Raw genomic sequence first — 25,961 nt, 5'->3', positions numbered from 1 at the left:
AAGTCGCCGGATGGTAGGCGAGCGCCGCGCGCGGGCGCAAAGCGGCGGGCGGAGACGGCCGCGGCAACGCCGCAGCCGCCGTCCCGCTCAGCGTGCGGCCGTCCGCGTCTCGCCGATGTGGGCGTCGAAGAAGTCCAGCAGACGACGGTAGTACTCGAGCCGGTTCTCGCGCCCGTAGAAGCCGTGACCTTCCGTGCGGTAGATCAAGGTCTCCACCGGCACCCCCGCCTCCTCGAGCGCGCGCGCCATCGCTTCCGTGTGGTCCACGGGAGCACGCTTGTCGGCACCGCCGGCGGCCAGGAATACAGGCACGCGGATGCGATCCGCCAGCCGTGTCGGCGAATGTGCGGCGAGGTCCTGGCTCCCGAGGGCGTCGCGGAGGAAGGTCCGACCGGAGCGACGCTGCGGAATGTCGCCGCGCCGGTGCATCAGGGCGAGATCGTAGACGCCCACGTAGCCCACGGCGCAACGGTAGAGGCCGGGTTCCTTCGCGACGCCCATCAGGGCGGCGTAGGCGCCGTAGCTGCCGCCATAGATGCAGGTGCGCGCGGGATCCGCCACGCCCTGGTCCACCGCCCAGCGGGTCGCGTCGGTGAGGTCGTCCTGCATCGCCCGGCCCCACTGCTGGAAGCCCGCGCGGACGAAACCACGGCCGTAGCCACCAGAGCCGCGGAAGTTGACCTGCAGCACCGCGTATCCCTGCGCCGCCAGCAACTGCGGCTCGAGGTCGAAGGCCCAGGTGTCGACGATCGTGAAGGGCCCGCCGTGGGGATTCACGATCAGAGGCAGGTTCCGGCCGTCGCTGCCTGCAGGAAGCGTCAGATACCCGTGCAGCAGGAGGCCGTCGCGGGCGGTGATGGCGACCGGCCGACGCTCGCCCATCCGCCGCGGGTCGATCCCCGCTCGTCGCGAGAGGAAGAAGTCGGCGCTCTTCCGCTCCGCGTCGAAGAAGTAGTAGTCGCCAGGGCTGCGGTCCGACTCCGTGTAGAGCAGGCCGGTCGCGCCATCGCGGGTGAAGCTGGAGAGGACCACGGTGTGGCCCTCGAAGGCCGCCTCCAGCGAGCGCACCAGGCGGGCATCGGGGTGTTCCGGGTCGAAGTAGCGCGACTCGGGGTGCCCCGCCTCGAAGCGGGCACCCAGCAGGGTCCGCCCATCCGGAGACCAGATCAGGCTACGCGGATCGGAGGCCTCGTGGCGGAGCACCTGCGTACGCAGTCCCGTCTCGGTGTCCAGGCGCTCGATGGCGTCGGGCCCGCTCTCCATCTCGACCTGCAGGTAGGCGTGGCGGCCGCCGACGTCGAAGCCGAGCGGATACACGCCGACGCCGGACGCCGCTTCGTCGTTGATCAACTGCCAGTCGCTGCCGCGGCGGTCGCGGTAGTAGGTGCGGGTGTTGTTGTCGGCGCCTGCCCCGACGGCCAGTCGCACCTCGCCTCGCTGGTCGGCGACGAAGGACGCCCTCTGCACCGGCGCCCGCGCCACGCGCTGCCGACGACCGTTGTGGATGTTGAGCCGCTCGACCTGCGTATACGGATCGGAGCGCGCGCCACGCTCCTGCCAGGGCCACACCGCGATCAGGACCTCGTCCGGCACGTCGGGCAGCGGATCGATCACGAATGCCGAGGCATAGGCGGCCTGCCGCCTGGGGATGTTGCTCCCGACCTGCTGCCCCTGGCTGGCGCGATAGCCGAACAGATTGCTCGCCCCGCTCCCATCCGCGTTGACGGCGAACAGCTCCCCCGTCGGCACCGGCTGTTCGAGACTGCCGCTGGATTCGCCTCCCGAAACGACCAGGCGCTCGTCGTTCGCCCACCAGAAGTCGGCGACGTGGAACGTTTCGCCGAGCGAGAAGGCCCCATGCGGTCGCCGTGTCTCCGTCAGGTAGACCACAAGCACGGTGCCGTGGTCGTCGGAGGGCTGCGAGACCGCATAGTAGCGGCCCGTCGGCGACAGCTTGATCGTCTCGAACACGTCCTTGGCCAGGAACGCCTCCAGCGCCGGCGGCGCCGCGTCCTGCTCCGCGGCCGCCGCGCTCCCCAGCACGAGCCCGGCCAACAACCACAGCACTCCCCTCATCCCTTCCTCTCCCCTGCATCCATGAAGGCGTGCATCCTAGGCGCTGTCGACGCCGCCGTCTCGCGGGCAGCGCTACGAGTACGCAGCCGGGCGAACGCGCGCCACGCCATTCCGACGCCATGGAGGCACATGTGAGCAGCCCCTCACCGCCGCACCTCGACGACGAGACCCACGCCAAGGTCCAGGCGCTGTTCCACCTGGTGCGCAGCGGCGAGCACGCTCCGCTGGAGCGCCTGCTCGGCATGGGGCTCGTGCCCAACCTGCGCGACGGCAAGGGCGACAGCCTGTTGATGCTCGCCGCCTATCACGGCCACGCCGACCTGGTGCGCCTGCTGCTGCGGCACGGCGCCGACCCGGAGCTCGCCAACGACCGCGGCCAGACCCCGCTGGGCGCCGCTGCCTTCAAGGGCGACGCCGAGGTCGCGCGGGCCCTGCTCGAGGGCGGAGCGGCGGTGGATGCGCGGATGCCGGGCGGCCGGACGGCGCTGATGCTGGCCGCCATGTTCGACCGGACCGCAGTGCTCGAACTCCTCCTGGCGCACGGCGCGGACCCGGGCCTCGCCACGGACGACGGCGCCCGCCCCCTCGACCTCGCGCTGGGGATGGGCGCGCAGGCAGCCGCGGCCCGCCTATCGGAGTGATCGAAAAAAATCATGGAAACGTGCCGCCGCGTGCACGCGACATGACGGATGCTGGCCCGACCCAACCAGACGGCAGGGAGGAGCAGGACCATGAAAGACTCCAAGGACAACGCCCCCGGCGAGCGCGTGCTGACCAACCGCCAGGGCCACCCCATCTGCAACAACCAGTCGCAGCGCACGGTCGGCAGCCGCGGCCCCGCAACGCTGGAGAACTACCAGTTCCTGGAGAAGATCAGCCACTTCGACCGCGAGCGCATCCCGGAGCGGGTGGTGCATGCGCGGGGCTTCGTCTGTTACGGCGAGTTCGAGGCCACCGGGAAGATCGGCGACGAGCCCGCTGCGACGTACACCCGCGCGAAGATCTTCTCCCAGGCCGGCAAGAAGACGCCGCTGGCGATCCGCTTCTCCACCGTTATCGGCGGGCGCGACTCCTCCGAGGTCGCCCGCGACCCGCGCGGCTTCGCGGTGAAGTTCTACACCGAGGACGGGAACTGGGACCTGGTCGGCAACAACCTCGCGGTGTTCTTCATCCGCGACGCGATCAAGTTCCCCGACGTGATCCATTCGCTCAAGCCGGATCCTGTCACTTTCCGCCAGGAGCCCAACCGCATCTTCGACTTCATGAGCCAGACGCCGGAGTCGATGCACATGCTGACCCACCTGTTCAGCCCGCGCGGCATCCCGGCGAGCTACCGGCACATGGAAGGCTTTGGCGTGAACACCTACAAGATGGTCAACGCGAAAGGGCAGACCGTGCTGGTGAAGTACCACTTCCACCCGCGCTGCGGCATCGCCAGCCTCACCGCGGACGAGGCCGCCAAGGTGCAGGGCCAGGACCTCGGTTCCGCGTCGAAGGACCTGTACGAGGCCATCGAACGCGGCGACTACCCGCAGTGGGACATGTACGTGCAGATCATGGAGGACCACGAGCACCCCGAGCTGGACTGGGACCCGCTGGACGACACCAAGATCTGGCCGGAGAAGGACTTCCCGCTGCGCCACGTCGGCGTGATGACGCTCAACCGCAACGTCGAGGACCACCACAACGAGAACGAGCAGATCGCCATGGGCACCGGCGTGCTGGTGGACGGGCTCGACTTCTCCGACGACAAGATGCTGGTCGGCCGCACCTTCTCCTACTCCGACACCCAGCGCTACCGGGTGGGCTCGAACTACCTGCAACTGCCGGTCAACCAGCCCAAGGGCGTCAAGCGCGTGCAGACCAACCTGCGCGGCGGCCAGATGTCCTACGGCGTGGACCTGGCGCCGGGCCAGAACCCGCACATCAACTTCGAGCCGTCCATCCACAACGGGCTGCACGAGGCGCCGGACATGGGACCGAACAACCCGCCGGAGATCCGCGGCGCGCTGACCCGCAGCGTGATCGAGCGCCGCAACGACTACGTCCAGGCGCGCGGCCGCTTCAACACCATGATGGACTGGGAGCGCGAGGACCTGATCCACAACATGGGCACCCTGCTCTCCGCCTGCGAACGCGACGTGCAGGAGCGCATGCTGTGGCACTTCTTCCTGGTCCACGACCAGTACGGCCAGGGCGTGGCGGAGAAGCTCGGCATGAGCGCGGACGACGTGCGCCACCTCGAGCCGCTCAAGGGCCAGGTGCTCACCGAGGAGGACCAGAAGCGCCTCGAAAACCTCGGCAACAACGGCGACACCATCGACCCCGACGTCTGGGGCCAGTGGACCAGCTCGGTGAAGAACCACCGCGCCACGGCGGAAGAGGTGCTCGAAGGCCGGCTTCCGTCGAGGAAGGAGGAAACGGAGACAGAGGCGGCCTGAACTCCGAACCGGCCGAACGGAAGAAGGCCCGCTCGAGCGGGCCTTCTTCGTTGGGAGAGGATCAGAACGGGATGTCGTCGTCCGGGAACGGATCGTCGCGCTGCGGGGGCGGTGCCTGCCGCGGGGCTTCGTTGCGCGGGCCGCCGCGGTCGTAGCCACCGCCACCGCCGCCGCGCGAGTAGCCGCCACCGGCACTGCCGCCACCGCCGCTGCGCTCGTAGCCGCCGCCACCGCCCTGGCCGCCGCGGCTGTAACCGCCGCCCTCGCCACCACCCGCGCCGGGGCCGCCGAGCATCTGCATCTCGTTGGCGACGATGTCGGTGGTGTAGCGCTCGATGCCGTCCTTGTCGGTGTACTTGTTGGTGCGCAGCGAGCCCTCGATGTAGACCTGGCGCCCCTTCTTCAGGTACTCGCCGGCGATCTCGCCGAGCTTGCCGAACAGCACCACGCGGTGCCACTCGGTGCGCTCCTGGTTCTCGCCCGTCTGCTTGTCGCGCCACTGCTCGGAGGTCGCGATGCGGATGTTGGTGATCGCGGAGCCGCTCTGGGTGTAGCGGGTCTCGGGATCGGCGCCGAGGTTGCCGACGAGGATGACTTTGTTGATGCCGCGCGCCATGGGCTTCGGATTCCTTAGCAAATGGCCCCGGAATGGGGCGAAACGGGCGCCGATGATACCCCTGCGCCGGCCCGGCGTCCCCGTGGGGGCACGCGCCGAGGGGTAGGAAAAGCTCGCGCCCGCCGCCGGACCGCGCCGCCGCCGCGCAGGGCGCGCACCGTATACTCGGCGGCTGTTTTCGCGCCCGCACCGCCCATGTCCGCATCCCTGCCCCAGGCCGCCCTCGACCTTCCTGCGATCCAGCGCCTGGCGCGGCCCGACATGGAGGCGGTGGACGCCCTGATCCGGCACCGGCTGGCGTCCGACGTGGTCCTGATCAACCAGGTCGCCGAGCACATCGTCGCCGCGGGCGGCAAGCGGCTGCGCCCGATGCTGGTGGTGCTGGCCGCGCGCGCGCTGGGCATCGAGGGCGCCGCGCACCACACGCTGGCCGCGATCGTGGAGTTCATCCACACCTCGACCCTGCTGCACGACGACGTGGTGGACGAGTCGGACCTGCGCCGCGGCCGGCGGACCGCCAACGCGCTCTGGGGCAATGCGCCGAGCGTGCTGGTCGGCGACTTCCTGTACTCGCGCAGCTTCCAGCTGATGGTCGAGCTGGACTCGATGCAGGTCATGCGCATCCTCGCCGACACCACCAACGCCATCGCCGAAGGCGAGGTGCTGCAGCTCCTGCACGTGCACAACCCGGACACGGACGAGGCCGCCTACCTGCGGGTCATCGAGCGCAAGACCGCCGTCCTGTTCGCCGCGGCCACCGAGCTCGGCGCCCTGCTCGCCGGGGCGGATGCGCCGACCGCAGCCGCCCTGCGCGAGTACGGGATGCAGCTGGGCTACGCCTTCCAGATCGCCGACGACGTGCTCGACTACACCGGCGACGCCGGCGCGCTGGGGAAGAACCTCGGCGACGACCTCGCCGAGGGCAAGGCGACCCTGCCGCTGATCCACGCGCTGGGCCACGCCGATGCCGCGCAGCGCGCGCGCCTGGCCGCCATCATCGAGCAGGGCGAGGTCGGGGCGATGCCGGAGGTCCTGGCGGCCATCCGCGCCAGCGGCGGGCTGGAGTACAGCCGCAGCGTGGCGCGTCGGCACGGCGCCGCCGCGGAAGCCGCGCTCGCCGACCTGCCCGACAACCCCTGGTTCGAGGCCCTGCGAGGCCTGGCGCGCTACGCGGTGGAGCGCGAACACTAGTCGCGAAAGCGGAGCCGCGCCTCCCGGCGGGGGGCGCTCCCGCGCCGGACTCCGGCGCCGGCGACTAGGCGGTGCAGATGCGGTCGCGGCCGCCGACCTTGGCCCGGTAGAGCGCCTCGTCCGCCCGCCGCATCAGGTCCGCGGGCGCCGCATCCTCCGCGACGAGCACCGCGGCACCGGCGCTGAAGGTCACCCGCAGCGCATCCATCCCGCCCCAGCCGCGATACGCGCCGAAGCGGGCGCGCAGACGCCCCGCCACCGCCAGCACTTCGTCCAGCCCCGTGTCGGGCAGGACCAGCGCGAACTCCTCGCCGCCGATGCGCGCGGCGGTGTCCGTGCCCCTGCACGCCTCGGCGAGCAGGCGCCCGACCTGGCGCAGCACCTCGTCGCCCACGGCATGCGAGTGCGCATCGTTGATCGCCTTGAAGCGGTCCACGTCCAGCAGCAGCACCCCGAGCGGCCGCTGCGTCCGACGGGCGGCCGCCACGCCGCGCGCCAGCGCCTCGTCGAAGCTGCGCCGGTTGGGCAGGCCGGTGAGGACGTCCTCGCGCGCCTGCCGCTCGAAGGTCTCGGCCTGGCTGCGCAGCCGGTCCAGCAGGACGTTCTTGTCGCTGTCGGCCTGCCGCAGCCGGTCCGCCTGGCGCTGCAGGGCCGCCGTGCGCTCGTCCACCAGTTTCACGAGTCGGTCGTTGATGGCGCGGTAGCGGCGGATCCGCAGGCGGTACAGCGCGGTCAGCAGCAGCGCCAGCGCGAACAGGCCCGCGGCCTGCACGCTGCGCCGCTGCCACCAGAGCGGAGCCACGGTGAAGCGCCAGACCGCCTCGCGCGCGCTCCACTCGCCTTCCGGGTGGGCCGCCGCGATCCGCAGCGTGTATTCGCCGGGCGGCAGGCCGATGATGTCCACGCTGCGCTGGCGGCCGCGCTCGATCCAGTCCGGGTCCAGCCCCTCGATGCGGGTGCGGAAGCGGATCCGCTCCGGCAGCAGGAAGCTCAGGCCGACGTAGGCGACCGCGATGCGCACGCCGCCCGGCAGGGACTGCCCGTCGCGCCAGGCCAGCGGCTGGCCGTCGGCCCACACCGAGGCGATCTGCGGCACCGGCGCGGGCCGGCCGCGGACGCCCAGCCAGCGCTCGGGGTCGACCACGCTGATGCCGCCTGCGGTCGCCATCCATACGCTGCCGTCGCGGCGGCGCAGCAGGCTCGGCCCCGAGCTGCCGTTGCCCTGGGCGTTCGACATGCCGTCGGTCTCGTCGTAGCGGTCCACCGGCAGGCGCGCCAGGCGGCCGTCGGCCACCGCATCCAGGTCGTCCATCCGCGCACGCAGCATGCCGCGGTTGCTGCTGATCCAGGCATTGCCGATGCCGTCCGCGACCACCTGGAACACGGTGTCCACCGGCAGCCCCTGCTCCAGCCCCACCCGTGCCAGCACGCCGCCCTGGTCGCGGTAGAGCCCGCGGTCGGTGGCGATCCACACGTCGTCGCCGATCGCCTGGAACCCGAACACGGTGCGGGCGCCGCTCAGGTCCGCGAGCGGGACGCTGCGCACACGCCCGTCGCGCAGCACGCTCGCGCCCTGGACCGACCCGACCCACAGCGCACCGTCGATCCAGGCCAGGGCGGTGATCAGCCCGCCCGGCAGCGCGCCCATCAGCGGCCGCTCGACCCGTCCGTCGACGATGCGCGCCGGCCCAAGCTGGGTCGCCACCCAGACCGCACCGCCGTCCGGCTCCGCCGCGATCGCGCGGACGTGCCCGCGGGGCAGCCCGTCGCTCGCGTCGTACTGCCGCAGCAGCCTGCCGCCGCGCACCTGGAACACGCGGCCCCCGAAGGCGCCCACCCAGAGGTCGCCATCCCCGGTCCGCGCGAGGCTGAGGACCGACGGCGGCACCTCCGCGTCCAGCACGAGCGGCTCGATCCGCCCGTCGGCCCGCACGCGGTCGAGCCCGCCTGCGCTGCCGACCCAGAGGTCGCCCGCATCGTCCTCCAGCAGTGCGCGGACGTAGTCGCCGCTCAGGCCGTCGCGCTGGGTGAGGCGGGTGAACAGGGTCTCGCGCAGGCGGAACAGACCGCCGTTGGCGCCGGCCCAGATGCTTCCTTCCGCATCCTCGAGCAGGTTCACGATGCGGCCCGGCGGCTGCACCTCGCCTCCCGGCAGCCGCTCCAGGCCGCGGGCGCCGATCCGGACCAGACTGCGGTTCTCGGTGCCGAGCCAGAGATCGCCGTAGCGGTCCTGCAGCAGGGCGGTGAGCGATCCGCGCCCGGGGACGCGATGCACCGGTTCGATCCCGTCGCCACGCAGGCGGTACAGCGTGTCGCCCGCGGCGATCCAGATGGCGCCGTCCGGCGCGCGATAGGGCCAGGCGAGCCCGCGCGGGAGCCGGAACGACTCCGGCGCGCGGCGCAGCGCGCCGTCGGCCTCGCGCACCATCAGCCCGTCCATGCCTCCGATCCAGATGCGGCCGTCGGCATCCGCGGCCATGCGCGGGAAGCTCAGCGCCAGTGGCACGCCCTCCGGCGCCTCGGCGTACTCGAAGCGGCCGTCGGGGTGCAGGCAGCCCAGGCCACGGCCCTCGAAGGACAGCCACAGCCGCCCCGCATCGTCCATCGCCATGGCATGGATGAGCACGCCCGGCCACGTGCCGCCGCTGTGCCAGAAGCGCCAGCTTCCGTCGGCCGCGCGACGGCCGAGGTTGCCTCGGGAATCGCTGAACCACAGGGCGCCCGCGGGATCGACGTACAACGCGCCGACCCCGTTGTCCGGCAGCGCGGGATCGGCGGTGCTGCGGTCGAACACCGTGAAGTCCAGGCCGTCGTAGCGGACCAGCCCCTCCCAGGTCGCGAACCAGAGATAGCCGTCGGGCGTCTGCGCGAGCGCGCGCACGGAGTTGTGCGGCAGCCCCTCCCGCGAGGTCCAGCGGTCCACGACGTAGTCGCGCAGCGGCGGCGCGGCGGGGGCGGCGGCCGTCGCGAGCCCGGGGACGAGCGCCAGGACGAGAAGGCAGAGGAACGACGGGCCCCATCGCGGCGGACGCGCAGGGCGCGGGGCGCATCGGGGCCGGAAAGCCAAGCCGAGCATCGCGGTCCGGAATCAATCGCCGCGCGACGCGTGGCCGGACGCGGGACGATACGCCGCCGCGGTCCGCCATGCAGGGGCGGTCGGAGCGGGACGGTCGGCGGCGCGATCGGCGAGCGTGGGCATGGTGGAGGAGACACGGGGGTCCGCCATTGTAGGCAGGAGAATGTGTCGGACGCCCGCGCGGGCAGAGCGGGCACGCACGCGCTCACGCCCGTCGGGCACCATGCCTCTCGACGCCGCTGCCGCCCCGCCCACCACGCATGAACTCGCTGATGATCCTCGGCGCCACCGGTCTCGTCGGTGGACACGCCCTCGCACAGGCAACGGCCGACCCGAGGGTCGGCCGCATCGTCGCCCCTACCCGCCGCCCGCTGGACCCACCCCGGCCGGGCGTGGAGAACCCGCCGCTCGACGTCGCGGCCCTGGAGCCCGGAGCGCCCTGGTGGTCCGTGGACGCCGTGATCTGCGCGCTGGGAAGCACCCGCCGCGAGGCCGGCTCCGCCGAGGCCTTCCGCGCCCTCGACCACGGTGCGGTGGTCGAGGCGCTGGGCATCGCCCGGCGCCACGGTTGCCGGGTGGCGGCTGTCGTGTCCTCGGTCGGTGCCGATGCGGATGCCCGCGCGCTCTACCTGCGCACCAAGGGGCAGATGGAACTCGACGCCGCCCGCCTCGGCTTCGAGTCGCTGACCCTGCTGCGGCCCGCCCTGCTGGAGGGCGACCGGCCGCGCACTCGTCCCCTCGAGCGCGCGGCGGGTGTCGCGATGCGCACGCTGGCCCCCCTCGTGCCGCGGCGCTATCGTGCCGTGCGGGCGGAGCGCGTCGCGCACGCCCTGCTCGCCAGTGTGATCGCCGCACGGCCGGGCGTTCACATCGTGGAGTCGGAACTGCTCTGACGCCGTGCCGCGGTTTCCCCAAACTGCGGCTGGCGGACGTTCCGTGTGCGTCGCGACGTCAGCGAGGCGCACCTGCATCGGCAGTCCCCTGCTCCGATGCTGCGGCACTGTCCGGTGGCGGGCGGAGACACCGCTGCGGACGCGCCGTGGACCATCTCGGGAAGAGATCCGGGAGCCACTTCCCTGTGGCGGCGCCTTTCGGCCAGAAGCCCGGTGCCGCCGGGCGGCGACGAAGCGAACGTTATGTGTTCAGCCCCATGTCAGCAACAGGCCGGTCGATCAGTATCACTGACGCCGACGTGTTTCGTCCTCGGATTCTGACCATCTCTGCCCGCCGCGGTCAGCGGAACCGGACATGTGGATGATAGTCTCGCTGTCAGTCCAGAAACACTGACGGAAAACGATTACAGCGTCCGGACCGCCGTATCGGCGGCCGAACGGCTCCGGGATGCCGCACAGTCAGAGCACTTCGTCGAGGAAAACCTCGACCATGGCGCGCGCGCGGCCGGCGGCGCGGGGGTCGTACACGCAGTTCGGATTGGCCTCGCCCGTCGCCGTCGGTTCCGCGAAGCAGTGTCGGGCGCCGGCGAAGTTGACGAACTGCCAGTCGGCGCCGACGGCGTCCATCTCGGCCTGGAAGGCCGCGATGTCCTCCGCACCCACCGCACTGTCGGCGGCGCCGTTGAGGACCAGGATCGGCGTGCGCACGCGCCCCTCGGCCGGCAGGCGCGAGGTCAGGCCGCCGTGCAGGCTGACCACCCCCGCCAGGCCGCCGAGGTCGGCCCGTGCCAGCTCGAGCACCGCCGTACCGCCGAAGCAGAAGCCCATGCCGGCGACGCGGCCCGCGTCCAGAGGCAGGTCCGGCGCAGCGCGCAGCGCCTCGACCGCGGCAGCCGCCCGATGGCGGAGTTCTGCCGGATCGGCATACATGCGCGTCGTCTGCGCACGCGCCTCGCCCGCGTCGGCAGGACGCACGCCCTTGCCGTAGACGTCGGCGACCAGCACCACGTAACGGTCGCCCGCGATGCGCCGGGCCTGGGCCACGGCGTCGTCCGTCACGCCCATCCAGTTCGGCACCATCACGATGCCCGGCCGCTGCGGCCCCGCATCGTCGTAGACCAGCACGCCTTCGAACGTCGTTTCGCCGACGCGCCACTCCAGGGTGCGCGACTGCATCGCGGCGGAGGCGACGAAGGGCAGCGTCGCGAGGCAGAGGGCGAACAGGCGGACGTAGCGCATGACGGCGGCTCCGGGTGGGGAGACCGCAGTTTAGGAGTGAGATATGAGGAATGGGCAAACGCGCGGGCGCGGGTCTGCCCGCACTCGTTTTCCCACTCCTACACGCGCGCTCCCCCCATCCCGGCCTTCCCGCAGGCGGGGAAAGGCGCACTCTTCGGTGAGGAGTGAGGCACGAGGAGTGAGAAACGACTGGAGCGCAGGGGCCCAAGGCCTCCTCACTCCCCCTCAAGCCACGCCCAGCCCCGGGATCGCGTCGAGCGCGGCGACGTCGAAGCCCGCGCAGGCGGCGAAGTCGCGGCCGCGGGCGGCGTAGTCGCGGTAGGCGTCGAAGCTGGGGGCGCCCGGCGACAGCAGGACGAGCCCCTCCCCCCGCAGTGCCGCCTGGGCGGCGCCGACGGCGCTGCGCATGTCCTGCGCCTGCACAAGGCGGCAGCGCTCCGGGTCCACCGCCGATGCCAGCAGGGCGTGGATGCGCGGGCCGTTGCGGCCCAGGGTCACGATCGCCTCGGGAGGCTGCGCCGCCACGTGCTCGGCGAAGGGCGTCCAGTCCAGGCCGCGGTCGTGCCCGCCGACGAGGATGGCCGTGCGGCGTCCGGCGAAGCACCGCAGCGCGGCGATGCTGGCGTGGGGGGTGGTGCTGATGGAGTCGTCGACGTAGTCGATGCCGTCGCGGCGGCCCAGCGGCTGCAGGCGGTGCGGCAGCGGGCGGAAGCCTTCCGCGGCCGCGGCGAGCGCGACGGCATCCAGGCCCATGGCCTCGACCGCGGCCAGGGCGGCGCAGAGGTTGCCGCCATTGTGCGCGCCGGGCGCGTGCAGCCGGGCCAGGTCGAACGCCCGCCGCACGCCGCGCCACACCGCGCCCTCGCGCACATGCCAGCCGTCTTCCCGGCCGAACCACGCCACCCGCGCCCCGCCCAGGGTCGTCGCGTCCAGCGCGGCGAGATGCGGATCGGCGGCATTGAGCACGGCCACGGCCGGACGCCCCTCGCGCAGCAGGGCCAGCTTGTCGGCGATGTAGCGGGCCTCGCCGCCGTGCCAGTCGAGGTGTTCGGGATACAGGTTGAGCACGACGGCGATGCCGACGCGGGTGTCGTGCCCGGCGAAGGCGTCGCGGGTCTGGTAGCTGGACAGCTCGATCGCCCAGGCGTCGGGCGGCGGGGCGACGTCCATCAGCTCGACCAGCGGCAGGCCGATGTTGCCGGCGAGCGCGGTGCGCAGGCCCGAGGCCCGCAGCAGGTGCGCGATCAGCGCCGTGGTCGTGCTCTTGCCCTTGGTGCCGGTCACGCAGACCGTCCGCGCCCCGGCGTGCTCGGCGAACCACAGCGCGCTGGCGCCGACGAAGCGCGTGCCGTGCGCCGCGGCGCCCTCCACCTCGGGGCGGTAGGGACTGATCCCCGGCGACTTCACGACGACCTCGAAGGACGCCAGCACCGCCGCATCCACGTCGCTGCGCGGGTGCAGCCCCGCGTCGCCGAGCGCCTCGACCTGCGCGACCTCCGCGGCCGCGCACAGCACCGTCAACGGCTGGGCGGGCAGGCGGGCGCGCAGCAGCGCGGCGGTCGCGCGACCTTCGCGGCCCCAGCCCCAGACCGCGACACTGCGGCCCTCAAGCTGCGAAAGCCGCACGCAGCCGCTCCCACAGCGCCGGCGGGACGCGATGCTCGCCGCCGGCGTCGAGCAGCGGCGCCAGGGCGAGCCCGTCCGCATCGAGCTGCGGCCGGATCTCCCGCGCGAAGCGGGCCACCAGTGCGTCCTCGGACCACGCCGGCGACGCGGCAAGCGCGGCGAAGGCCGCACGCGACTCGCGCGCCTCGCCCACGCACTCGAAGGGCTTGTGGTCGCGGTACTCGATCAGCGCATCGAAACCGGGCGCCTGCGCCGGCTCGTCGAGCAGGTTGCGGCCGAAGATCGCCACCAGCCGCGGCTTGGGCATGAAGTTCGCGAGCGCCAGGAACACGAAGTGGCACTTCGGGCACTGTCCGCACCAGCGGCTGGTGGGGCGCTCGCCCAGGATGTGGAAGTTGCGGTTGCAGCTCGAGAAGTGCGCGTCGTAGCGGTCGGTGCGCGCGAACTGCCGGGCCACCGCCAGCTCGGAGAACGGCCGCAGCAGCGAGTAGTACTGCAGGTCGGCGGCGACGTGCGCGGCGACGTGCTCGCCGAAGGCGCGCTCGAAGTCCCAGCCCTTGGACCACTGGTGGTTCACCTCGCCGCTGCCGGGGATCAGGCTGCCGTAGCTGGCCGAGCGCTCGTTGGAGAACACGACCTGGCCCGCCCCGTGCAGCAGGGCCGCGAGGACCAGGATGGCGGAGTTCACCGCCGTGACCGGAATGTGCCCGTTCCAGGCGCCCTGCCGGTTGTACTCGAACAGCTCGGGCGCGAGCGTGCGGCCGACGTTGAGCGTGGGCAGCCCGGTGCGCGCGGCGCAGGCCGCGATGAGCTGGGAGCCGCCGATCCAGGCCACCGTCTGCGCCACCCCGGCCGCGCGCAGCGCCTCGATGGAGACCAGCGAGTCCTTGCCGCCGCCGATGGCGGTCAGTGCGTGCGCCTCCAGGCCGAGCGCCGGAGCGGCCGGCGGCGGCGCATCGCCGTGGGGGAAGGCGATGCGGCCGCGCAGCGACAGCCCGTTGCGGTAGGCGAACTCGCCGAGGCCGTTCTCGTAGAGCGCGGTGAGCAGGCCCGCGGTCGCGGCGTCGATGGGCGCGCCCTCGATGCGGATCTCCGCCGGCACCGCCGCCTTGTAGTAGCTGACGCCGGCGACCAGATGCAGCAGGCGCAGGGCGCGCTGGACGGCCTCGGCCTTCGCGCCCTCCAGCACGAACGGCGCACCGGCGAAGCGCACGCGCTCGACCAGCTCCGGCCCGTCGTCGAAGGCGTAGACCAGCTCGGCCTCCCCGGTGGCGGGGTCCAGCCCGCAACGGACGAAGCGGAAGGCGGCGATCGCGTCGCGCCGGAAGCTCCACTCAGCCATCGATCGCCTCCTCGGCCGGCAGCGCGCGCAGGTTGTAGGTGTTGGCCATGACCATGCCGTAGGCGCCCGCGTCCGCCACCAGCAGCACGTCGCCCTCGGCGGTCGCCTCCGGCAGGCGCCGGCGGCGGCCGAGCACGTCGCCGCTCTCGCAGATCGGGCCGACCACGTCCGCCGGCGGCCCGGGCGGGGCGTCCAGGCGGCTCAGGTTGACGATGTCGTGGAAGGCGCCGTACAGCGCCGGACGCATCAGCGCGTTCATGCCGGCGTCGGCGCCGATGCGGCGCACGCCCTGCTTCTCCACCACCTGGGTCACCGACAGCAGCAGCACGCCCGCCTCGGCCACCAGCCAGCGCCCCGGCTCGATCCACAGCTCGTATTCGGGATGCGCCGCCTTCATCTCGGCCAGCTCGCGCGCATAGGCGTCGAGATCGAAGGCATCGGCCTCCGGGTCGTAGGCGATGCCCAGGCCGCCGCCCACGTCGAGCACCGCGACCGTGCCGATGCGCGCCGCGACCGAGGCCAGCACCGCGTGCACCTCGCGCCAGTGCGCGGCGTCGTGGATGCCGCTGCCGATGTGCGCGTGCAGGCCGACGATGCGCGCACCGGCATCGCGCGCGGCGTCCAGCAGCGCGGGCAGTGCGTCGAGCGCCAGGCCGAACTTGGCCCCCTTGCCGCCGGTGCGCACCTTCTCGTGGTGGCCGCTGCCGAAACCGGGGTCGATGCGCAGCAGCACGTCGCGCCCCGAGAACAGCTCCGGCCAGCGCCGCAGCGGCTGCACCGAGTCGATGGTCACGTGCACGCCGCGCGCCAGCGCATCGGCGTACTCCTCCCGCGGCGCGAAGCTCGGGGTGAACAGCACGCGGCGCGGGTCGAGCCCGGGCACGGTGGCGAACACGTGCGCCAGCTCGCCGGCCGACACGCACTCTAGCCCGCTGCCCTCCTCGACCAGGGCGCGCAGCACGGCCGGGTGCGGGTTGGCCTTGATCGCGAAGAAGCGGCGGTCCACGTGGGCGATGCCGGCGAGCGCGCGCGCCCGCTGGCGCACGGTCGCGACGTCGTAGACGTAGCGCGGGGTGCCCTGCCCCGCCACCGCGACCAGCGCGTCACGCGCGCCCTGCCACCAGCGCGTGCGCCGGCTACCCTCGGGCAGGCCGAGGCGGCGCCAGCTCGGGCCGAACACGGCGGTCTCGTCCACCGGCATGGCGCCCGAGGCGATCAGCATGGCGTGCAGCTTGGGGACCATGCCCTCGGCCAGCGCCTCGTCCACCACGAAGGTCAGGTTGAGGTCGTTGGAGGACTGCGAGATCAGGTGCACGCGCTCGCGGCCGAACTCGCTCCAGATGTCGGTGAGCTTGTGCAGCAGGCCACGGATGCCCCGGCCGACCAGGGTGATGGCCGCGCAGGGCGCGATCACCTTGACCCGGCAGACCTGGGCGAGGTCGGCGCACAGGGCTTCCAGCACGTTGGAGCTGACCAGGTTCTCGGACGGGTCGAGCGAGACCGTGATGTTGGTCTGCGAGGTGCCGATCAGGTCCACCGACAGCCCGTGCGCCTTGAACCGCGCGAACACGTCGGCGGTGAAGCCGACCTGCTGCCACATGCCGATGGACTCCATGGACACGAGCACGATCCCGCGCCGCGAGCTGAGCGCCTTCACGCCGGGGACGGGCGCGGCGCTCGCGCAGATCTCGGTGCCCGGCAGCGCGGGGCGGTCGGTGTCGCGGATCCACAGCGGCACGCCGGCGTCGCGGCAGGGCTGGATGCAGCGCGGATGCAGCACCTTGGCGCCGGTGGTGGCGATCTCCTGCGCCTCCTCGTAGTCGAGCCGGGTGAGCAGGCGCGCGTCCGGCGCCTGGCGCGGGTTGGCGCTGAACATGCCCGGCACGTCGGTCCAGATCTCCACCCGCCGCGCACCCAGCAGGGCGCCGAAGTAGGCGGCCGAGGTGTCGGAACCGCCGCGACCGAGGATGGCGGTGCCGCCGTCGTCGGCGCGGGCGATGAAGCCCTGGGTCAGCAGCAGGCGCGGCGCCTGCGCGGCGAAGCGGGCGCGCAGCGCGTCGTCGCGCGCGGTGGCGCAGGACACCGACAGCCGGCGCGCCCAGGCGCCCTGGTTCGGGATGGCCTCGGTGCGCAGCCAGTCGCGGGCGTCCATCCAGCCGATGTCGAGGCCCTGGCCCGCGAGATAGGCCGCGCCCAGGGTGGAGGAACAGAGTTCGCCCTGGGCCAGGACCTCGGCCTGCCAGTCGAGCGCCGCCCCGGCGCGGCGCGGATCGGCGGCGAGCCCGCGCAGCGCGGCGAAACGCGCGCCGAGCACGGCCTCGGGATCGAGGTCGAGCTCCAGGCAGAAGGCGCGGTGCCGCTCGACCAGCGCTTCGGCGGCGGCCGCGGTGGCGGCGGCATCCGCGTGCCCGTCGATCAGCGCCTGCAGCGCGTTGGTCACGCCCGACAGCGCCGACACCACGGTGACCACGCGCGCGCCGTCGCCCTCGGCGGTCGCCTGCATCAGGCGGCCGATGGTGTCCCAGCGGCTGCGTTTGGAGACGCTGGTTCCACCGAACTTGAGGACGATCCAGGGCGCGGCGGTCTCGCCGTGAGGTGCGGCTTGAGGCATGGGGTCTCGAACGGGAAAGGAGGCACCGGGCCCGGTGCGTGGGCGCATGATAGAGCGTGCCGTGCCCTTTGAGACGAGATGCGTCGGCCGTCGGCGGTGGGGCACCGGCAGCGCTGGGCCTGCGACGCGGCTATCCTGCCGCGCCCCGTCCAGCCGTTGCCGACATGTCCTCGAGCGCCTTCAAGCAGGTCGACGTCTTCGCCCGCTCCGCCTTCGCGGGCAATCCGGTGGCGGTGATCCTCGACGGCGTCGCGCTCGACGACGCCGCCATGCAGCGGATCGCGCGCTGGACCAACCTCTCCGAGACCACCTTCGTGCTGCCGCCGACGCAGCCGCAGGCCGACTACCGGCTGCGCATCTTCACGCCGGAGCGCGAGCTTCCCTTCGCGGGGCATCCCAGCGTCGGCAGCGCGCACGCCGTGCTGGAGGCCGGCCTTGCCGCGCCGCGCGAAGGCAGGCTGGTGCAGGAATGCGGCGCGGGCCTCCTGCCCGTGCGGGTGCTGGGCGAGGGCGAGGAGCGCGAACTCTTCGTGCGCGCGCCGGAACCCGCGCTGCGCCGCCTCGATGCCGCTCAGGTGGACGCGCTGCTCGGCGCGCTCGGGATCGGACCCGACGCCCTGGCCTCGCCCGCGGTACGGGCGATCGACATCGGGCCGGTGTGGATCACCCTGCGCCTGCGCGACGCCGCCCGGGTCCGGGCGCTGCGCCCGGACATGCGCGCGCTCGCCGCTGCGGCCGCCTCGGCCGGCGCGATCGGCGCGAACGTGTTCGGCAGCGAGGACGGCGGCGGGGCGGACTACGCGGTGCGCTCCTTCTGCCCCGGCGACGGCATCGACGAGGATCCGGTCTGCGGCAGTGGCAACGCCGCCGTCGCCGCCTGGCTGCGCGCCGACGGCGCGGCGCAGGGTGAGTGGGTCGCCAGCCAGGGCCGCGAGATCGGCCGGGACGGCCGCGTCGCCGTCCGCCTGGGCGCGGACGGGAGCATCGAGATCGGCGGGCGCGCCACAACCCGCATCGAGGGGTGGCTGCGGTTGCAGGGGTGAGCGACGAGAAGCGAGAACCGAGCGCATCGCTGCGCGCGATCCTCACTCATCACTCACTTCTCGCCCCCGCCCAGGCACAGGCGCGGGCGGCCAGGATCGCGGCAGATCGGCCGAGCAGCGGGTCGAGGTGGGCCAGGCCCGGCACCTCGATGGTCTCCGCGGCCCAGGCCCCGGCCATCGCGCGCATCGCCACCGGCGCCACGTCGCGATCGGCGCCGCCGATCACGACCAGGCAGGGGCAGGCCGCCGGAGCGACCGCCAGGCCACGCGCCACCGCATCGAGCACCGCCCCCGACTCGTCCCGCCAGCGCCGTAAGGCGTACAGCACCGTGGCGGGATCGGCATCGGGCATGGCCCGCCGGGTACCGGCGAGCGAGGCGCGCCCGCGCCAGGCCCGGACCGGCGGGCTCGGCGCCGGCTGGCCCGGATGCCAGGGCGCCGGCGGCGCCGGATTCACCAGCACCAGCCCGGCCACCGCCGTCCCTGCGCCCGCGGCGGCCGCCGCGAGCAGCCCGCCGAGGCTGGCGCCGACCAGCAACGGCGGCGGGCCGGCACGGCACAGGGCCTGCACCTGCGCCAGGTAGTCCTCGAAGCGCGTCGCCGCCAGGCCGCCCGCGACGGGCGACAGGTCCGGCGCCACCGTGCGCCAGCCCGCGGCCGCGAAGACCCGCCGCCAGATCGCCCACTCCCAGCCACCGCCGCCGGCGCCGTGGAGGAAGAGGGCTGGGGGTGGAGGTGGGGGCATGGCTGTCCGGGAATCGGGAATCGGGAATCGGGAATCGGGAATCGGGAATCGGGAATCGGGAATCGGGAGCAGGAAATCCGCCCTCGGCGCACCGGTCAAGCAGCATGTGCCGCCGCATGGGGAGCGATGCGCATCGGCAGCCTGTCGGAACCCTCAGGTCCCGATTCCCCATTCCCGATTCCCGCTCCTGCCGCCCCACCACGGTGACAGAGCGCGCAGCCCGGCTGCGCTAGGCTCCCTCCCCATGGACGCCCTCTCTCCGGCCCAGGCCGCGGTCCTCGCGGACGTGGTGCTCGCGGTGCACGCCGCCGTGGTCCTGTTCGCGGTGGGCGGGCTGCTGGCGATCGTGCTGGGCGGGCTGCTCGGCTGGCGCTGGGTGCGACGGCCCTCCTTCCGGATCGCCCACATCGGGCTGGTGGTGTTCGTGGCGCTGCAGGCGTGGCTCGACCGGCTGTGCCCGCTCACCGTCTGGGAACAGGCGCTGCGCGGCCATGCCGGGCAGCCGGTGCACGAGGTGGGCTTCATCGAGCACTGGCTGGGCGCACTGATCTTCTTCGAGGCACCGCCCTGGGTGTTCGTGCTCGCTTACACCGCGTTCGCGGCCGCGGTCGCCCTGGCATGGTGGTGGCTGCCGCCCCGGCGCGCCCTGCGCCAGCCCCGCTGACGCGCCGCGCGCGTCGCCGCCACCGTCGCGCGTCCGTCACCGCGGGGTGGGTCTTCTTCGTCCCGGCTGTACCACCCCGGCGTCCACCGACGCCGCCAACCCGGGAGACGCATCCATGAACCTTGGAACCATCCTGCTCATCGTCCTGATCCTGATCCTGATCGGCGCCCTGCCCAGCTGGGGCTACAGTCGGAGCTGGGGCTACGGTCCGTCCGGGATCGTCGGCGTGCTGCTGGTCGTGGTGATCGTGCTGCTCCTGCTCGGCATGCTGTAGCCGAAGCACGCACCGCGCCCGAGGGCCGCGCCTGCGCGGCCCTCGTCGTTTCTCCGCCTCAGGCCCTGGCGCGGCGCTTGGGGTGCAGCATGGTGCCGGTGCAGTTGGCCGCGCCGCACAGGCAGGTCCAGATCTTCTTCATCCGCGCGGTGTGCGGGACTTCGAGCGTGATGTGGTAGTCGTAGGTCAGCTCGTCGCCCGCCCGCACGTCCTTGATGGTCTCGATGAAGATGCGGTCGCGCTTCGGGTCGCCGCCGGCATCCTCCTCGATCACCGTCTCGCAGTTCGGGTCGTGGCTGTGGTTGGCCCAGCGCGCGATGTTGCCATCGACGTTGCCGTCGACGATGTAGGTGTCGTTGAGGGTGAACAGGAAGGTGTGCCCGCTCTCGCCGTCGTCGGCGTAGAGGCGGTCCGCCTGCCTGTGGGTGATCAGCCTGCCCTTGTACTGGATGAGGCGCGTGCCCTTGGGGATGTCGACGAGGGCGAACAGTCCGTTGCCGTGGATGGAGGAGCGGCGGGCTGCGATCTTGCGGGGCATCGGCGGTCCAGGCGTTGCAAAGCGTCCATTGTGGCCGGAACCGGCGCCACGCGCGATGCGCCAGCCTGCCTTCACCTCGACATGCGGTGCGTGAACGCCCGGCGCGCCCGGGCCGGGACCCGTGCCGGTCGGCTTGAGCAATCCGTACCAAATTAGTACCATTTCGGACTTTCCCGACCGGGACGTCCTTCCGTGCTGCGCGTCACCAAGCTGACCGACTACGCCACCGTCGTGCTGACCGTGCTCGCCGCGCGGCCGGGCGACGTGCACAGCGCGGCAGAGCTGGCCGACGCGGCGGGGCTGGAAGGCCCGACCGTGAGCAAGGTGCTCAAGCCGCTGGCGCAGGCCGGCCTGGTGGACGGGTTCCGCGGCGCGAGCGGGGGCTACCGGCTGGCGCGCGCGCCGGCCGACATCACCCTGATCGAGATCGTCGAGGCCATCGAGGGCCCGCTGGCGATCACCGCCTGCGCCGACCACGGCGGGCACTGCGACATCGCCGCCCGCTGCGGCGCCCGTGCGAGCTGGCGCCGCATCAACGACGTGCTCGCCGACACCCTGCGGGGAATGACCCTCGCCGAGATGCTCGCCCCTCCTCCTGCGCGACGCCGGGACATCCCCCTCAACGTCGCCAACGTTTGACATCCGACAGGCAGCCGCCATGGCCACCCAATCCCAGGACCTCCTCGACGCGCTCTCGCGCCGCTACAGCGCGGGCTTCGTCACCGACATCGAGACCGACTCGCTGCCCCCGGGGCTGAACGAGGACGTGATCCGCTTCATCTCCGCCAAGAAGGAGGAGCCGGAGTGGATGACGGAGTGGCGCCTGCGCGGCTACCGCCAGTGGCTGAAGATGACCCCGCCGAACTGGGCCAAGCTGCAGATCGCGGAAATCGACTTCCAGGCGATCAGCTACTACTCGGCGCCCAAGGCCAAGTACGCGAGCCTGGACGAGGTGGACCCCAAGCTGCTGGAGACCTACGACAAGCTCGGCGTGCCCCTGCACGAGCGCGCGCGCCTGGCCGGCGTGGCGGTGGACGCGGTGTTCGACTCGGTCTCGGTGGGCACCACGTTCAAGAAGGAGCTGGCCGAGAAGGGCGTGATCTTCTGCTCGATGTCCGAGGCGGTGCGCGAGCACCCGGAGCTGGTCCGCCAGTACCTCGGCTCGGTGGTGCCGGCCTCCGACAACTATTTCGCCGCGCTCAACTCCGCGGTGTTCTCCGACGGCAGCTTCGTGTTCATCCCCAAGGGGGTGCGCTGCCCGATGGAGCTCAGCACCTACTTCCGCATCAACTCCGGCCACACCGGGCAGTTCGAGCGCACGCTCATCATCTGCGAGGACAAGGGCTACGTGTCCTACCTCGAAGGCTGTACCGCGCCCATGCGCGACGAGAACCAGCTGCACGCGGCGGTGGTCGAGCTGGTCGCGCTCGAGGACGCGGAGATCAAGTACTCGACCGTGCAGAACTGGTACCCGGGCGACGAGGAAGGCCGCGGCGGCATCTACAACTTCGTGACCAAGCGCGGCGAGTGCCGCGGCGCGCGCAGCAAGATCACCTGGACCCAGGTCGAGACCGGCTCCGCGATCACCTGGAAGTACCCATCCTGCGTGCTGAAGGGCGACGACTCGGTGGGCGAGTTCCACTCCGTGGCGCTGACCCACCACCGCCAGCAGGCCGACACCGGCACCAAGATGATCCACATCGGCCGCAACACGAAGTCGAAGATCGTCTCCAAGGGCATTTCCGCCGGCCGCGGCCAGAACACCTACCGCGGGCAGGTGCGGGTGGAGCGCTCCGCCGCCGGCGCGCGCAACCACACCCAGTGCGACTCGCTGCTGATCGGCAAGGAGTGCGGCGCGCACACCTTCCCCTACATCGAGGTGCGCCACCCGGACGCCACCGTCGAGCACGAGGCCACGACCTCGAAGATCTCCGAGGACCAGCTCTTCTACTGCCGCGCGCGCGGCATCGGCGAGGAGGATGCGGTGTCGATGATCGTCGACGGCTTCTGCAAGCAGGTCTTCCGCGAACTGCCGATGGAGTTCGCGGTCGAGGCCAAGAAGCTGCTGGAAGTCTCGCTGGAGGGAGCGGTGGGGTGATGGGGTGAAGCGGGAAGAGGGATCGGGAAGAGGGACCTGGCGGTTCCATTTCCCGGCCCGGCTCCGCTTCGTCCCACGCGCCTGCAGGCCCTCCGTTCCCGATTCCCTCTTCCCCATTCCCGCTTCACCCCAACGACCATGCTCAAGATCGAAAACCTCCACGTCCGCATCAACGACCGCGAGATCCTCAAGGGCCTCTCGCTCGAGCTCGAGCCCGGCAAGGTCCACGCCATCATGGGGCCGAACGGCGCGGGCAAGTCCACGCTCGGCAACGTCCTCGCCGGGCGCGAGGGCTACGAGATCACGGCCGGCTCGGTCCGCTTCAAGGGCGAGGACCTGCTGGCGATGGAGCCGGAGGAGCGCGCCGCGGCCGGCGTGTTCCTGGCCTTCCAGTACCCGGTGGAGATCCCCGGGGTGAACAACACCTACTTCCTGCGCGCGGCGCTCAACGCCCAGCGTGCGGCCCGCGGCGAGCCGGAGCTGGACTCGATGCAGTTCCTCAAGCTCGTGCGCGAGAAGCTCGCGCAGTTGAAGTTCTCCGACACCCTGCTCCAGCGCGGCGTCAACGAAGGCTTCTCGGGCGGCGAGAAGAAGCGCAACGAGATCTTCCAGCTCGCGGTGCTCGAACCCGCGCTGGCCATCCTCGACGAGACCGACTCCGGCCTCGACATCGACGCCCTGCGCCTGGTCGCCGACGGCGTCAACACGCTGCGCGGCAGCGAGCGCAGCTTCCTGGTCATCACCCACTACCAGCGCCTGCTCGAGTACATCCGGCCGGACGTGGTCCACGTGCTGGCCGACGGCCGCATCGTCGAGACCGGCGGCCCCGAACTCGCCGAGCAGCTCGAGGCGCACGGCTACGCCTGGATCCGCGAGCGCGGCGCCCCCGCCGAGGCCGCACCGTGAACGCCCAGCTCTCGCCCCTGCTCGATTCGTTCCGGGCCGAGTTCGAGGCCGCGCCGCCGGCCGACCTCGACGGCGCCCACCTGCGCGACGCACGCCGCTACGCGCTCGCCGCGGCGCTGCGCGACGGCCTGCCGGGCCCGCGCAGCGAGGCCTGGAAGTACACCTCGCTGCGTCCGCTCGAACGCCGCAGCTTCGTGCCCGCGCCGGACGAGCGCGTGGCGGTCGATCCGGCCGTCGTGGCCGGCATCCCCACGCCGCGGCTGGTGTTCGTCAACGGGCATTTCGATCCCGGCCTCTCCGCCATCGACGACCTCCCGCAGGGCGTGCACCTGATCGCGCTCTCGCAGGCCCTGCGCGACTGCGATCCGCGCGAATGCGCCTTCCTGGCGCGCCGCTTCGACGGCGCGGAGGAGCTCTTCCCGCGCGTGAACTCGGCGCTCGCCATGGACGGCGTGATGCTCCGCGCCTCCGACGAGTCCGACGGCGCCACGCCGCTGCACGCGGTCTTCGTGGGCGCACCCGCCGCCGCCGACCGCGCCTGGCACCTGCGCCACCTGGTCGAGCTGCTGCCCGGCGCGCGCCTGACCCTGTGCGAGCACCATGTCGCGGCGGGCGAGCACGCCCACCTCGCCAACACGGTCATGCACGTCAAGCTGGAGGCGCGCGCGCGCCTGACCCACGTCCGCATCCAGGCCGAGGCCGCGGGCGCCAGCCTGATCCAGCGCACCGACGCCGCGCTCGCCGACGGCGCCGAGCTGCGCAGGCTCGACCTCGAGCTGGGCGGCGCGCTCTCGCGCCACGAACTCAACGCCGCCCTGCGCGGCCGCAACGCGCACGTGCACGCCAACGGCGTGCAGCTCGCCGGCGGGCGGCGCCACATCGACACCCGCCTCGCCTCGGACCACGCGGTGCCGGACACGACCTGCGAGCTGAACTGGCGCGGCATCGGCGCCGAGCGCGGCCGGGCCGTGTTCCACGGCGGCATCCTGATCCGCGCGGGCGCCGACCGCACCGACGCCAACCTCTCCAACAAGAACCTGCTGCTGTCGGAGGACGCCGAGGTGGACTCGCAGCCGGTGCTCGAGATCCACGCCGACGAGGTCAAGGCCGCCCACGGCACCACGGTCGGCAGCCTCGACCCTGCCGCGCTGTTCTACCTGCGTGCGCGCGGGGTGCCTGCCGCCCAGGCGCGCACCATCCTCACCGCGGCGTTCTGCCGGGAGACCCTGGCGGTGGTCGAGGACGAGGCCCTGCGCGCGCTCGCAGCCGCCCGCCTCGACGCCGCGCTGGCGGCGCTGCCGGCGGCATGAGCGCGCACGCGGACATCCCGGCCGTCCCGGACTGGGCGGCCGTGCGCGCGGACTTCCCGCTGCTGGAGCGCCAGGTCCACGGCAAGCCCCTGGTCTACCTCGATTCGGCGAACACCGGCCAGAAGCCGCGCAGCGTGATCGAGACGGTCGACGCCTTCTACCGCCGGCACAACGCCAACGTCAGCCGTGCCGTGCACGCGCTGGGCAGCGAGGCGACCGAGGCCTACGAGGCGGCGCGCGCGCGCCTGGCCGCCTTCGTCAACGTGCAGGCCGACGACCTCGTGCTCACCAGCGGCACCACCATGGCGATCAACCTGGTCGCCTACGCGTGGGCGCTGCCGCGCCTCGGCCCGGGCGACACCATCCTCACCACCCGCATGGAGCACCACGCCAACATCGTGCCGTGGCAGCTCGTGGCCGAGCGCACCGGCGCCACGGTGCGGGCGGTGGACGTCACCGACACCGGCGAGCTCGACGGCGATGCGGTGCGCGCCGCGCTGACGCCGGACGTGAAGCTGTTCGCCTTCACCCACGTCTCCAACGTGCTGGGCACGGTCAACCCGGTGCGCGAGTTCTGCCGCGAGGCGCGCCGGCGCGGCATCGCCACCCTGGTGGACGGCTCGCAGGCGCTGCCGCACCGGCAGGTCGACATCGCCGCGCTGGGCTGCGACTTCTACGCCTTCACCGGCCACAAGATGTGCGGTCCCACCGGCACCGGCGCGCTGTGGGCGCGCCGCGAGCACCTGCAGGCGATGCCGCCCTTCCTCGGCGGCGGCGAGATGATCCGCGAGGTCTCGTTCGAGCGCACGGTCTACAACGACCCGCCGCACAAGTTCGAGGCCGGCACGCCCAACATCGCCGGGCACATCGGCCTGGGCGCCGCGGTCGACTACCTGTCCTCGCTGGGCATGGCCCACGTCGAGGCGCGCGAGGCCGAGCTGCGCGCGCATGCGCTGGACGCACTGCGCGGCATCGAGGGCATCCGCGTGCTCGGTGCGCCGCGCGAGGCGGCCGCGGTGATCAGCTTCCTGGTCGAGGGCGCGCACGCGCACGACCTCGCGACCCTGCTCGACCTCGAAGGCATCGCGGTGCGCTCGGGCCACCACTGCGCGCATCCGCTGATGGCCTGCTTCGGCGTGGCGGCGACCTGCCGCATGTCGATGGCCTTCTACAACACGCACGCCGAGGTCGACGCCTTCGTGGCGGCGCTCGCCAAGGTGCGCCGGCTGCTGGCATGAGCCCGCCGGCCTCGCCACGCGCGGATAATCAGCG

21 protein-coding genes are annotated in these 25,961 nt (G+C 72.6%); 12 read left to right on the top strand and 9 right to left on the bottom strand.

Features of this window, described 5'->3' with window-relative positions; genetic code table 11:
* Nucleotides 1-87: 87 nt before the first annotated feature.
* Nucleotides 88-2,076, bottom strand: a complete 1,989-nt coding sequence (locus ACFO3Q_RS06740) for an alpha/beta hydrolase family protein (protein ID WP_377003876.1) — start codon at nucleotides 2,074-2,076, stop codon at nucleotides 88-90.
* 131 nt (nucleotides 2,077-2,207) lie between these two features.
* On the opposite strand from ACFO3Q_RS06740, the gene ACFO3Q_RS06735 reads away from it, so the two are divergent.
* Together ACFO3Q_RS06735 and ACFO3Q_RS06730 are read left to right on the top strand one after the other, a co-directional pair.
* Entirely contained in the window at nucleotides 2,208-2,717 is a 510-nt protein-coding gene (locus ACFO3Q_RS06735) for an ankyrin repeat domain-containing protein (RefSeq protein ID WP_377003875.1), read from the top strand.
* Between the two features lie 90 nt (nucleotides 2,718-2,807).
* Complete coding sequence (locus ACFO3Q_RS06730; protein ID WP_377003874.1) at nucleotides 2,808-4,517, top strand: catalase; 1,710 nt, start codon at nucleotides 2,808-2,810, stop codon at nucleotides 4,515-4,517.
* Nucleotides 4,518-4,578: 61 nt separating this feature from the next.
* Here the strand turns inward: ACFO3Q_RS06730 and ssb are convergent, their stop codons facing one another.
* Nucleotides 4,579-5,133, bottom strand: coding sequence for a single-stranded DNA-binding protein (gene ssb / locus ACFO3Q_RS06725; RefSeq protein WP_377003873.1), 555 nt, complete (start codon nucleotides 5,131-5,133; stop codon nucleotides 4,579-4,581).
* A gap of 195 nt (nucleotides 5,134-5,328) precedes the next feature.
* Between ssb and ACFO3Q_RS06720 the strand changes: the two genes are divergently transcribed.
* The gene (locus tag ACFO3Q_RS06720) at nucleotides 5,329-6,324 is read left to right on the top strand and encodes a polyprenyl synthetase family protein (protein WP_377003872.1); all 996 of its coding nucleotides are present in this window, start codon (nucleotides 5,329-5,331) and stop codon (nucleotides 6,322-6,324) included.
* Nucleotides 6,325-6,388: 64 nt separating this feature from the next.
* On the opposite strand, the gene ACFO3Q_RS06715 is transcribed toward ACFO3Q_RS06720, so the two are convergent.
* The gene (locus ACFO3Q_RS06715; protein ID WP_377003871.1) at nucleotides 6,389-9,400 is read right to left on the bottom strand and encodes a diguanylate cyclase; all 3,012 of its coding nucleotides are present in this window, start codon (nucleotides 9,398-9,400) and stop codon (nucleotides 6,389-6,391) included.
* Nucleotides 9,401-9,660: 260 nt separating this feature from the next.
* On the opposite strand from ACFO3Q_RS06715, the gene ACFO3Q_RS06710 reads away from it, so the two are divergent.
* A complete protein-coding gene (locus ACFO3Q_RS06710) occupies nucleotides 9,661-10,293 on the top strand; it encodes a Rossmann-fold NAD(P)-binding domain-containing protein (RefSeq protein WP_377003870.1) in 633 nt (210 codons plus the stop codon).
* A gap of 459 nt (nucleotides 10,294-10,752) precedes the next feature.
* Here ACFO3Q_RS06710 and ACFO3Q_RS06705 read toward each other — a convergent pair whose 3' ends face one another.
* The 4 genes from ACFO3Q_RS06705 to ACFO3Q_RS06690 all read right to left on the bottom strand — a co-directional run bounded on the left by ACFO3Q_RS06705 (nucleotide 10,753) and on the right by ACFO3Q_RS06690 (nucleotide 17,111).
* Nucleotides 10,753-11,532: a dienelactone hydrolase family protein gene (locus tag ACFO3Q_RS06705; RefSeq protein ID WP_377003869.1), complete on the bottom strand. Its 780-nt coding sequence runs from the start codon at nucleotides 11,530-11,532 to the stop codon at nucleotides 10,753-10,755.
* Nucleotides 11,533-11,757: 225 nt separating this feature from the next.
* Nucleotides 11,758-13,158, bottom strand: a complete 1,401-nt coding sequence (murD, locus tag ACFO3Q_RS06700; RefSeq protein ID WP_377003868.1) for a UDP-N-acetylmuramoyl-L-alanine--D-glutamate ligase — start codon at nucleotides 13,156-13,158, stop codon at nucleotides 11,758-11,760.
* On the bottom strand, nucleotides 13,139-14,500 hold the full coding sequence (gene murL, locus ACFO3Q_RS06695; protein WP_377003867.1) for a UDP-N-acetyl-alpha-D-muramoyl-L-alanyl-L-glutamate epimerase: 1,362 nt from the start codon (nucleotides 14,498-14,500) through the stop codon (nucleotides 13,139-13,141). Before murL ends, murD begins: the two co-directional genes overlap by 20 nt.
* On the bottom strand, nucleotides 14,493-17,111 hold the full coding sequence (locus tag ACFO3Q_RS06690) for a bifunctional aspartate kinase/diaminopimelate decarboxylase (RefSeq protein ID WP_377003866.1): 2,619 nt from the start codon (nucleotides 17,109-17,111) through the stop codon (nucleotides 14,493-14,495). Before ACFO3Q_RS06690 ends, murL begins: the two co-directional genes overlap by 8 nt.
* Before the next feature lie 164 nt (nucleotides 17,112-17,275).
* On the opposite strand from ACFO3Q_RS06690, the gene ACFO3Q_RS06685 reads away from it, so the two are divergent.
* Nucleotides 17,276-18,154 carry a PhzF family phenazine biosynthesis protein gene (locus ACFO3Q_RS06685; protein ID WP_377003865.1) on the top strand — a complete coding sequence of 293 codons (879 nt, stop codon included), beginning with the start codon at nucleotides 17,276-17,278 and terminating at the stop codon, nucleotides 18,152-18,154.
* Between the two features lie 49 nt (nucleotides 18,155-18,203).
* Here the strand turns inward: ACFO3Q_RS06685 and ACFO3Q_RS06680 are convergent, their stop codons facing one another.
* Nucleotides 18,204-18,899, bottom strand: coding sequence for an alpha/beta fold hydrolase (locus ACFO3Q_RS06680; protein WP_377003864.1), 696 nt, complete (start codon nucleotides 18,897-18,899; stop codon nucleotides 18,204-18,206).
* Nucleotides 18,900-19,143: 244 nt separating this feature from the next.
* On the opposite strand from ACFO3Q_RS06680, the gene ACFO3Q_RS06675 reads away from it, so the two are divergent.
* Nucleotides 19,144-19,563: a DUF2784 domain-containing protein gene (locus ACFO3Q_RS06675; protein ID WP_377003863.1), complete on the top strand. Its 420-nt coding sequence runs from the start codon at nucleotides 19,144-19,146 to the stop codon at nucleotides 19,561-19,563.
* A gap of 115 nt (nucleotides 19,564-19,678) precedes the next feature.
* Nucleotides 19,679-19,837 carry a DUF3309 family protein gene (locus ACFO3Q_RS06670; protein WP_377003862.1) on the top strand — a complete coding sequence of 53 codons (159 nt, stop codon included), beginning with the start codon at nucleotides 19,679-19,681 and terminating at the stop codon, nucleotides 19,835-19,837.
* Between the two features lie 58 nt (nucleotides 19,838-19,895).
* Here the strand turns inward: ACFO3Q_RS06670 and ACFO3Q_RS06665 are convergent, their stop codons facing one another.
* A complete protein-coding gene (locus ACFO3Q_RS06665) occupies nucleotides 19,896-20,375 on the bottom strand; it encodes an SET domain-containing protein (protein WP_377003861.1) in 480 nt (159 codons plus the stop codon).
* A 192-nt stretch (nucleotides 20,376-20,567) separates the two neighbouring features.
* Between ACFO3Q_RS06665 and ACFO3Q_RS06660 the strand changes: the two genes are divergently transcribed.
* The 5 genes from ACFO3Q_RS06660 to ACFO3Q_RS06640 all read left to right on the top strand — a co-directional run bounded on the left by ACFO3Q_RS06660 (nucleotide 20,568) and on the right by ACFO3Q_RS06640 (nucleotide 25,927).
* Nucleotides 20,568-21,014, top strand: coding sequence for an SUF system Fe-S cluster assembly regulator (locus tag ACFO3Q_RS06660; protein ID WP_377003860.1), 447 nt, complete (start codon nucleotides 20,568-20,570; stop codon nucleotides 21,012-21,014).
* Between the two features lie 19 nt (nucleotides 21,015-21,033).
* Entirely contained in the window at nucleotides 21,034-22,473 is a 1,440-nt protein-coding gene (gene sufB / locus ACFO3Q_RS06655) for a Fe-S cluster assembly protein SufB (RefSeq protein ID WP_377003859.1), read from the top strand.
* 138 nt (nucleotides 22,474-22,611) lie between these two features.
* A complete protein-coding gene (gene sufC / locus ACFO3Q_RS06650; RefSeq protein ID WP_377003858.1) occupies nucleotides 22,612-23,379 on the top strand; it encodes a Fe-S cluster assembly ATPase SufC in 768 nt (255 codons plus the stop codon).
* A gap of 80 nt (nucleotides 23,380-23,459) precedes the next feature.
* Nucleotides 23,460-24,689: a Fe-S cluster assembly protein SufD gene (sufD, locus tag ACFO3Q_RS06645; protein ID WP_377003958.1), complete on the top strand. Its 1,230-nt coding sequence runs from the start codon at nucleotides 23,460-23,462 to the stop codon at nucleotides 24,687-24,689.
* Nucleotides 24,686-25,927, top strand: coding sequence for a cysteine desulfurase (locus ACFO3Q_RS06640; protein WP_377003857.1), 1,242 nt, complete (start codon nucleotides 24,686-24,688; stop codon nucleotides 25,925-25,927). Before sufD ends, ACFO3Q_RS06640 begins: the two co-directional genes overlap by 4 nt.
* Nucleotides 25,928-25,961: the final 34 nt, after the last annotated feature.

This window comes from Coralloluteibacterium thermophilum (genome assembly GCF_042654365.1).
Lineage (GTDB): Bacteria > Pseudomonadota > Gammaproteobacteria > Xanthomonadales > Xanthomonadaceae > Coralloluteibacterium > Coralloluteibacterium thermophilum.
The sequence above is the reverse complement of the archived record's forward strand: the minus strand, read 5'-3'. Positions and strand labels throughout refer to the sequence as shown.

Coding starts and splice junctions, on each gene's coding strand:
- ACFO3Q_RS06740 (WP_377003876.1), bottom strand. CDS start 2,076: ATGAGGGGAGTGCTGTGGTTGTTGGCCGGGCTCGTGCTGGGGAGCGCG.
- ACFO3Q_RS06730 (WP_377003874.1), top strand. CDS start 2,808: ATGAAAGACTCCAAGGACAACGCCCCCGGCGAGCGCGTGCTGACCAAC.
- ssb (WP_377003873.1), bottom strand. CDS start 5,133: ATGGCGCGCGGCATCAACAAAGTCATCCTCGTCGGCAACCTCGGCGCC.
- ACFO3Q_RS06720 (WP_377003872.1), top strand. CDS start 5,329: ATGTCCGCATCCCTGCCCCAGGCCGCCCTCGACCTTCCTGCGATCCAG.
- ACFO3Q_RS06715 (WP_377003871.1), bottom strand. CDS start 9,400: ATGCTCGGCTTGGCTTTCCGGCCCCGATGCGCCCCGCGCCCTGCGCGT.
- ACFO3Q_RS06710 (WP_377003870.1), top strand. CDS start 9,661: ATGAACTCGCTGATGATCCTCGGCGCCACCGGTCTCGTCGGTGGACAC.
- ACFO3Q_RS06705 (WP_377003869.1), bottom strand. CDS start 11,532: ATGCGCTACGTCCGCCTGTTCGCCCTCTGCCTCGCGACGCTGCCCTTC.
- murL (WP_377003867.1), bottom strand. CDS start 14,500: ATGGCTGAGTGGAGCTTCCGGCGCGACGCGATCGCCGCCTTCCGCTTC.
- ACFO3Q_RS06690 (WP_377003866.1), bottom strand. CDS start 17,111: ATGCCTCAAGCCGCACCTCACGGCGAGACCGCCGCGCCCTGGATCGTC.
- ACFO3Q_RS06685 (WP_377003865.1), top strand. CDS start 17,276: ATGTCCTCGAGCGCCTTCAAGCAGGTCGACGTCTTCGCCCGCTCCGCC.
- ACFO3Q_RS06680 (WP_377003864.1), bottom strand. CDS start 18,899: ATGCCCCCACCTCCACCCCCAGCCCTCTTCCTCCACGGCGCCGGCGGC.
- ACFO3Q_RS06675 (WP_377003863.1), top strand. CDS start 19,144: ATGGACGCCCTCTCTCCGGCCCAGGCCGCGGTCCTCGCGGACGTGGTG.
- ACFO3Q_RS06670 (WP_377003862.1), top strand. CDS start 19,679: ATGAACCTTGGAACCATCCTGCTCATCGTCCTGATCCTGATCCTGATC.
- ACFO3Q_RS06665 (WP_377003861.1), bottom strand. CDS start 20,375: ATGCCCCGCAAGATCGCAGCCCGCCGCTCCTCCATCCACGGCAACGGA.
- sufB (WP_377003859.1), top strand. CDS start 21,034: ATGGCCACCCAATCCCAGGACCTCCTCGACGCGCTCTCGCGCCGCTAC.
- sufC (WP_377003858.1), top strand. CDS start 22,612: ATGCTCAAGATCGAAAACCTCCACGTCCGCATCAACGACCGCGAGATC.
- ACFO3Q_RS06640 (WP_377003857.1), top strand. CDS start 24,686: ATGAGCGCGCACGCGGACATCCCGGCCGTCCCGGACTGGGCGGCCGTG.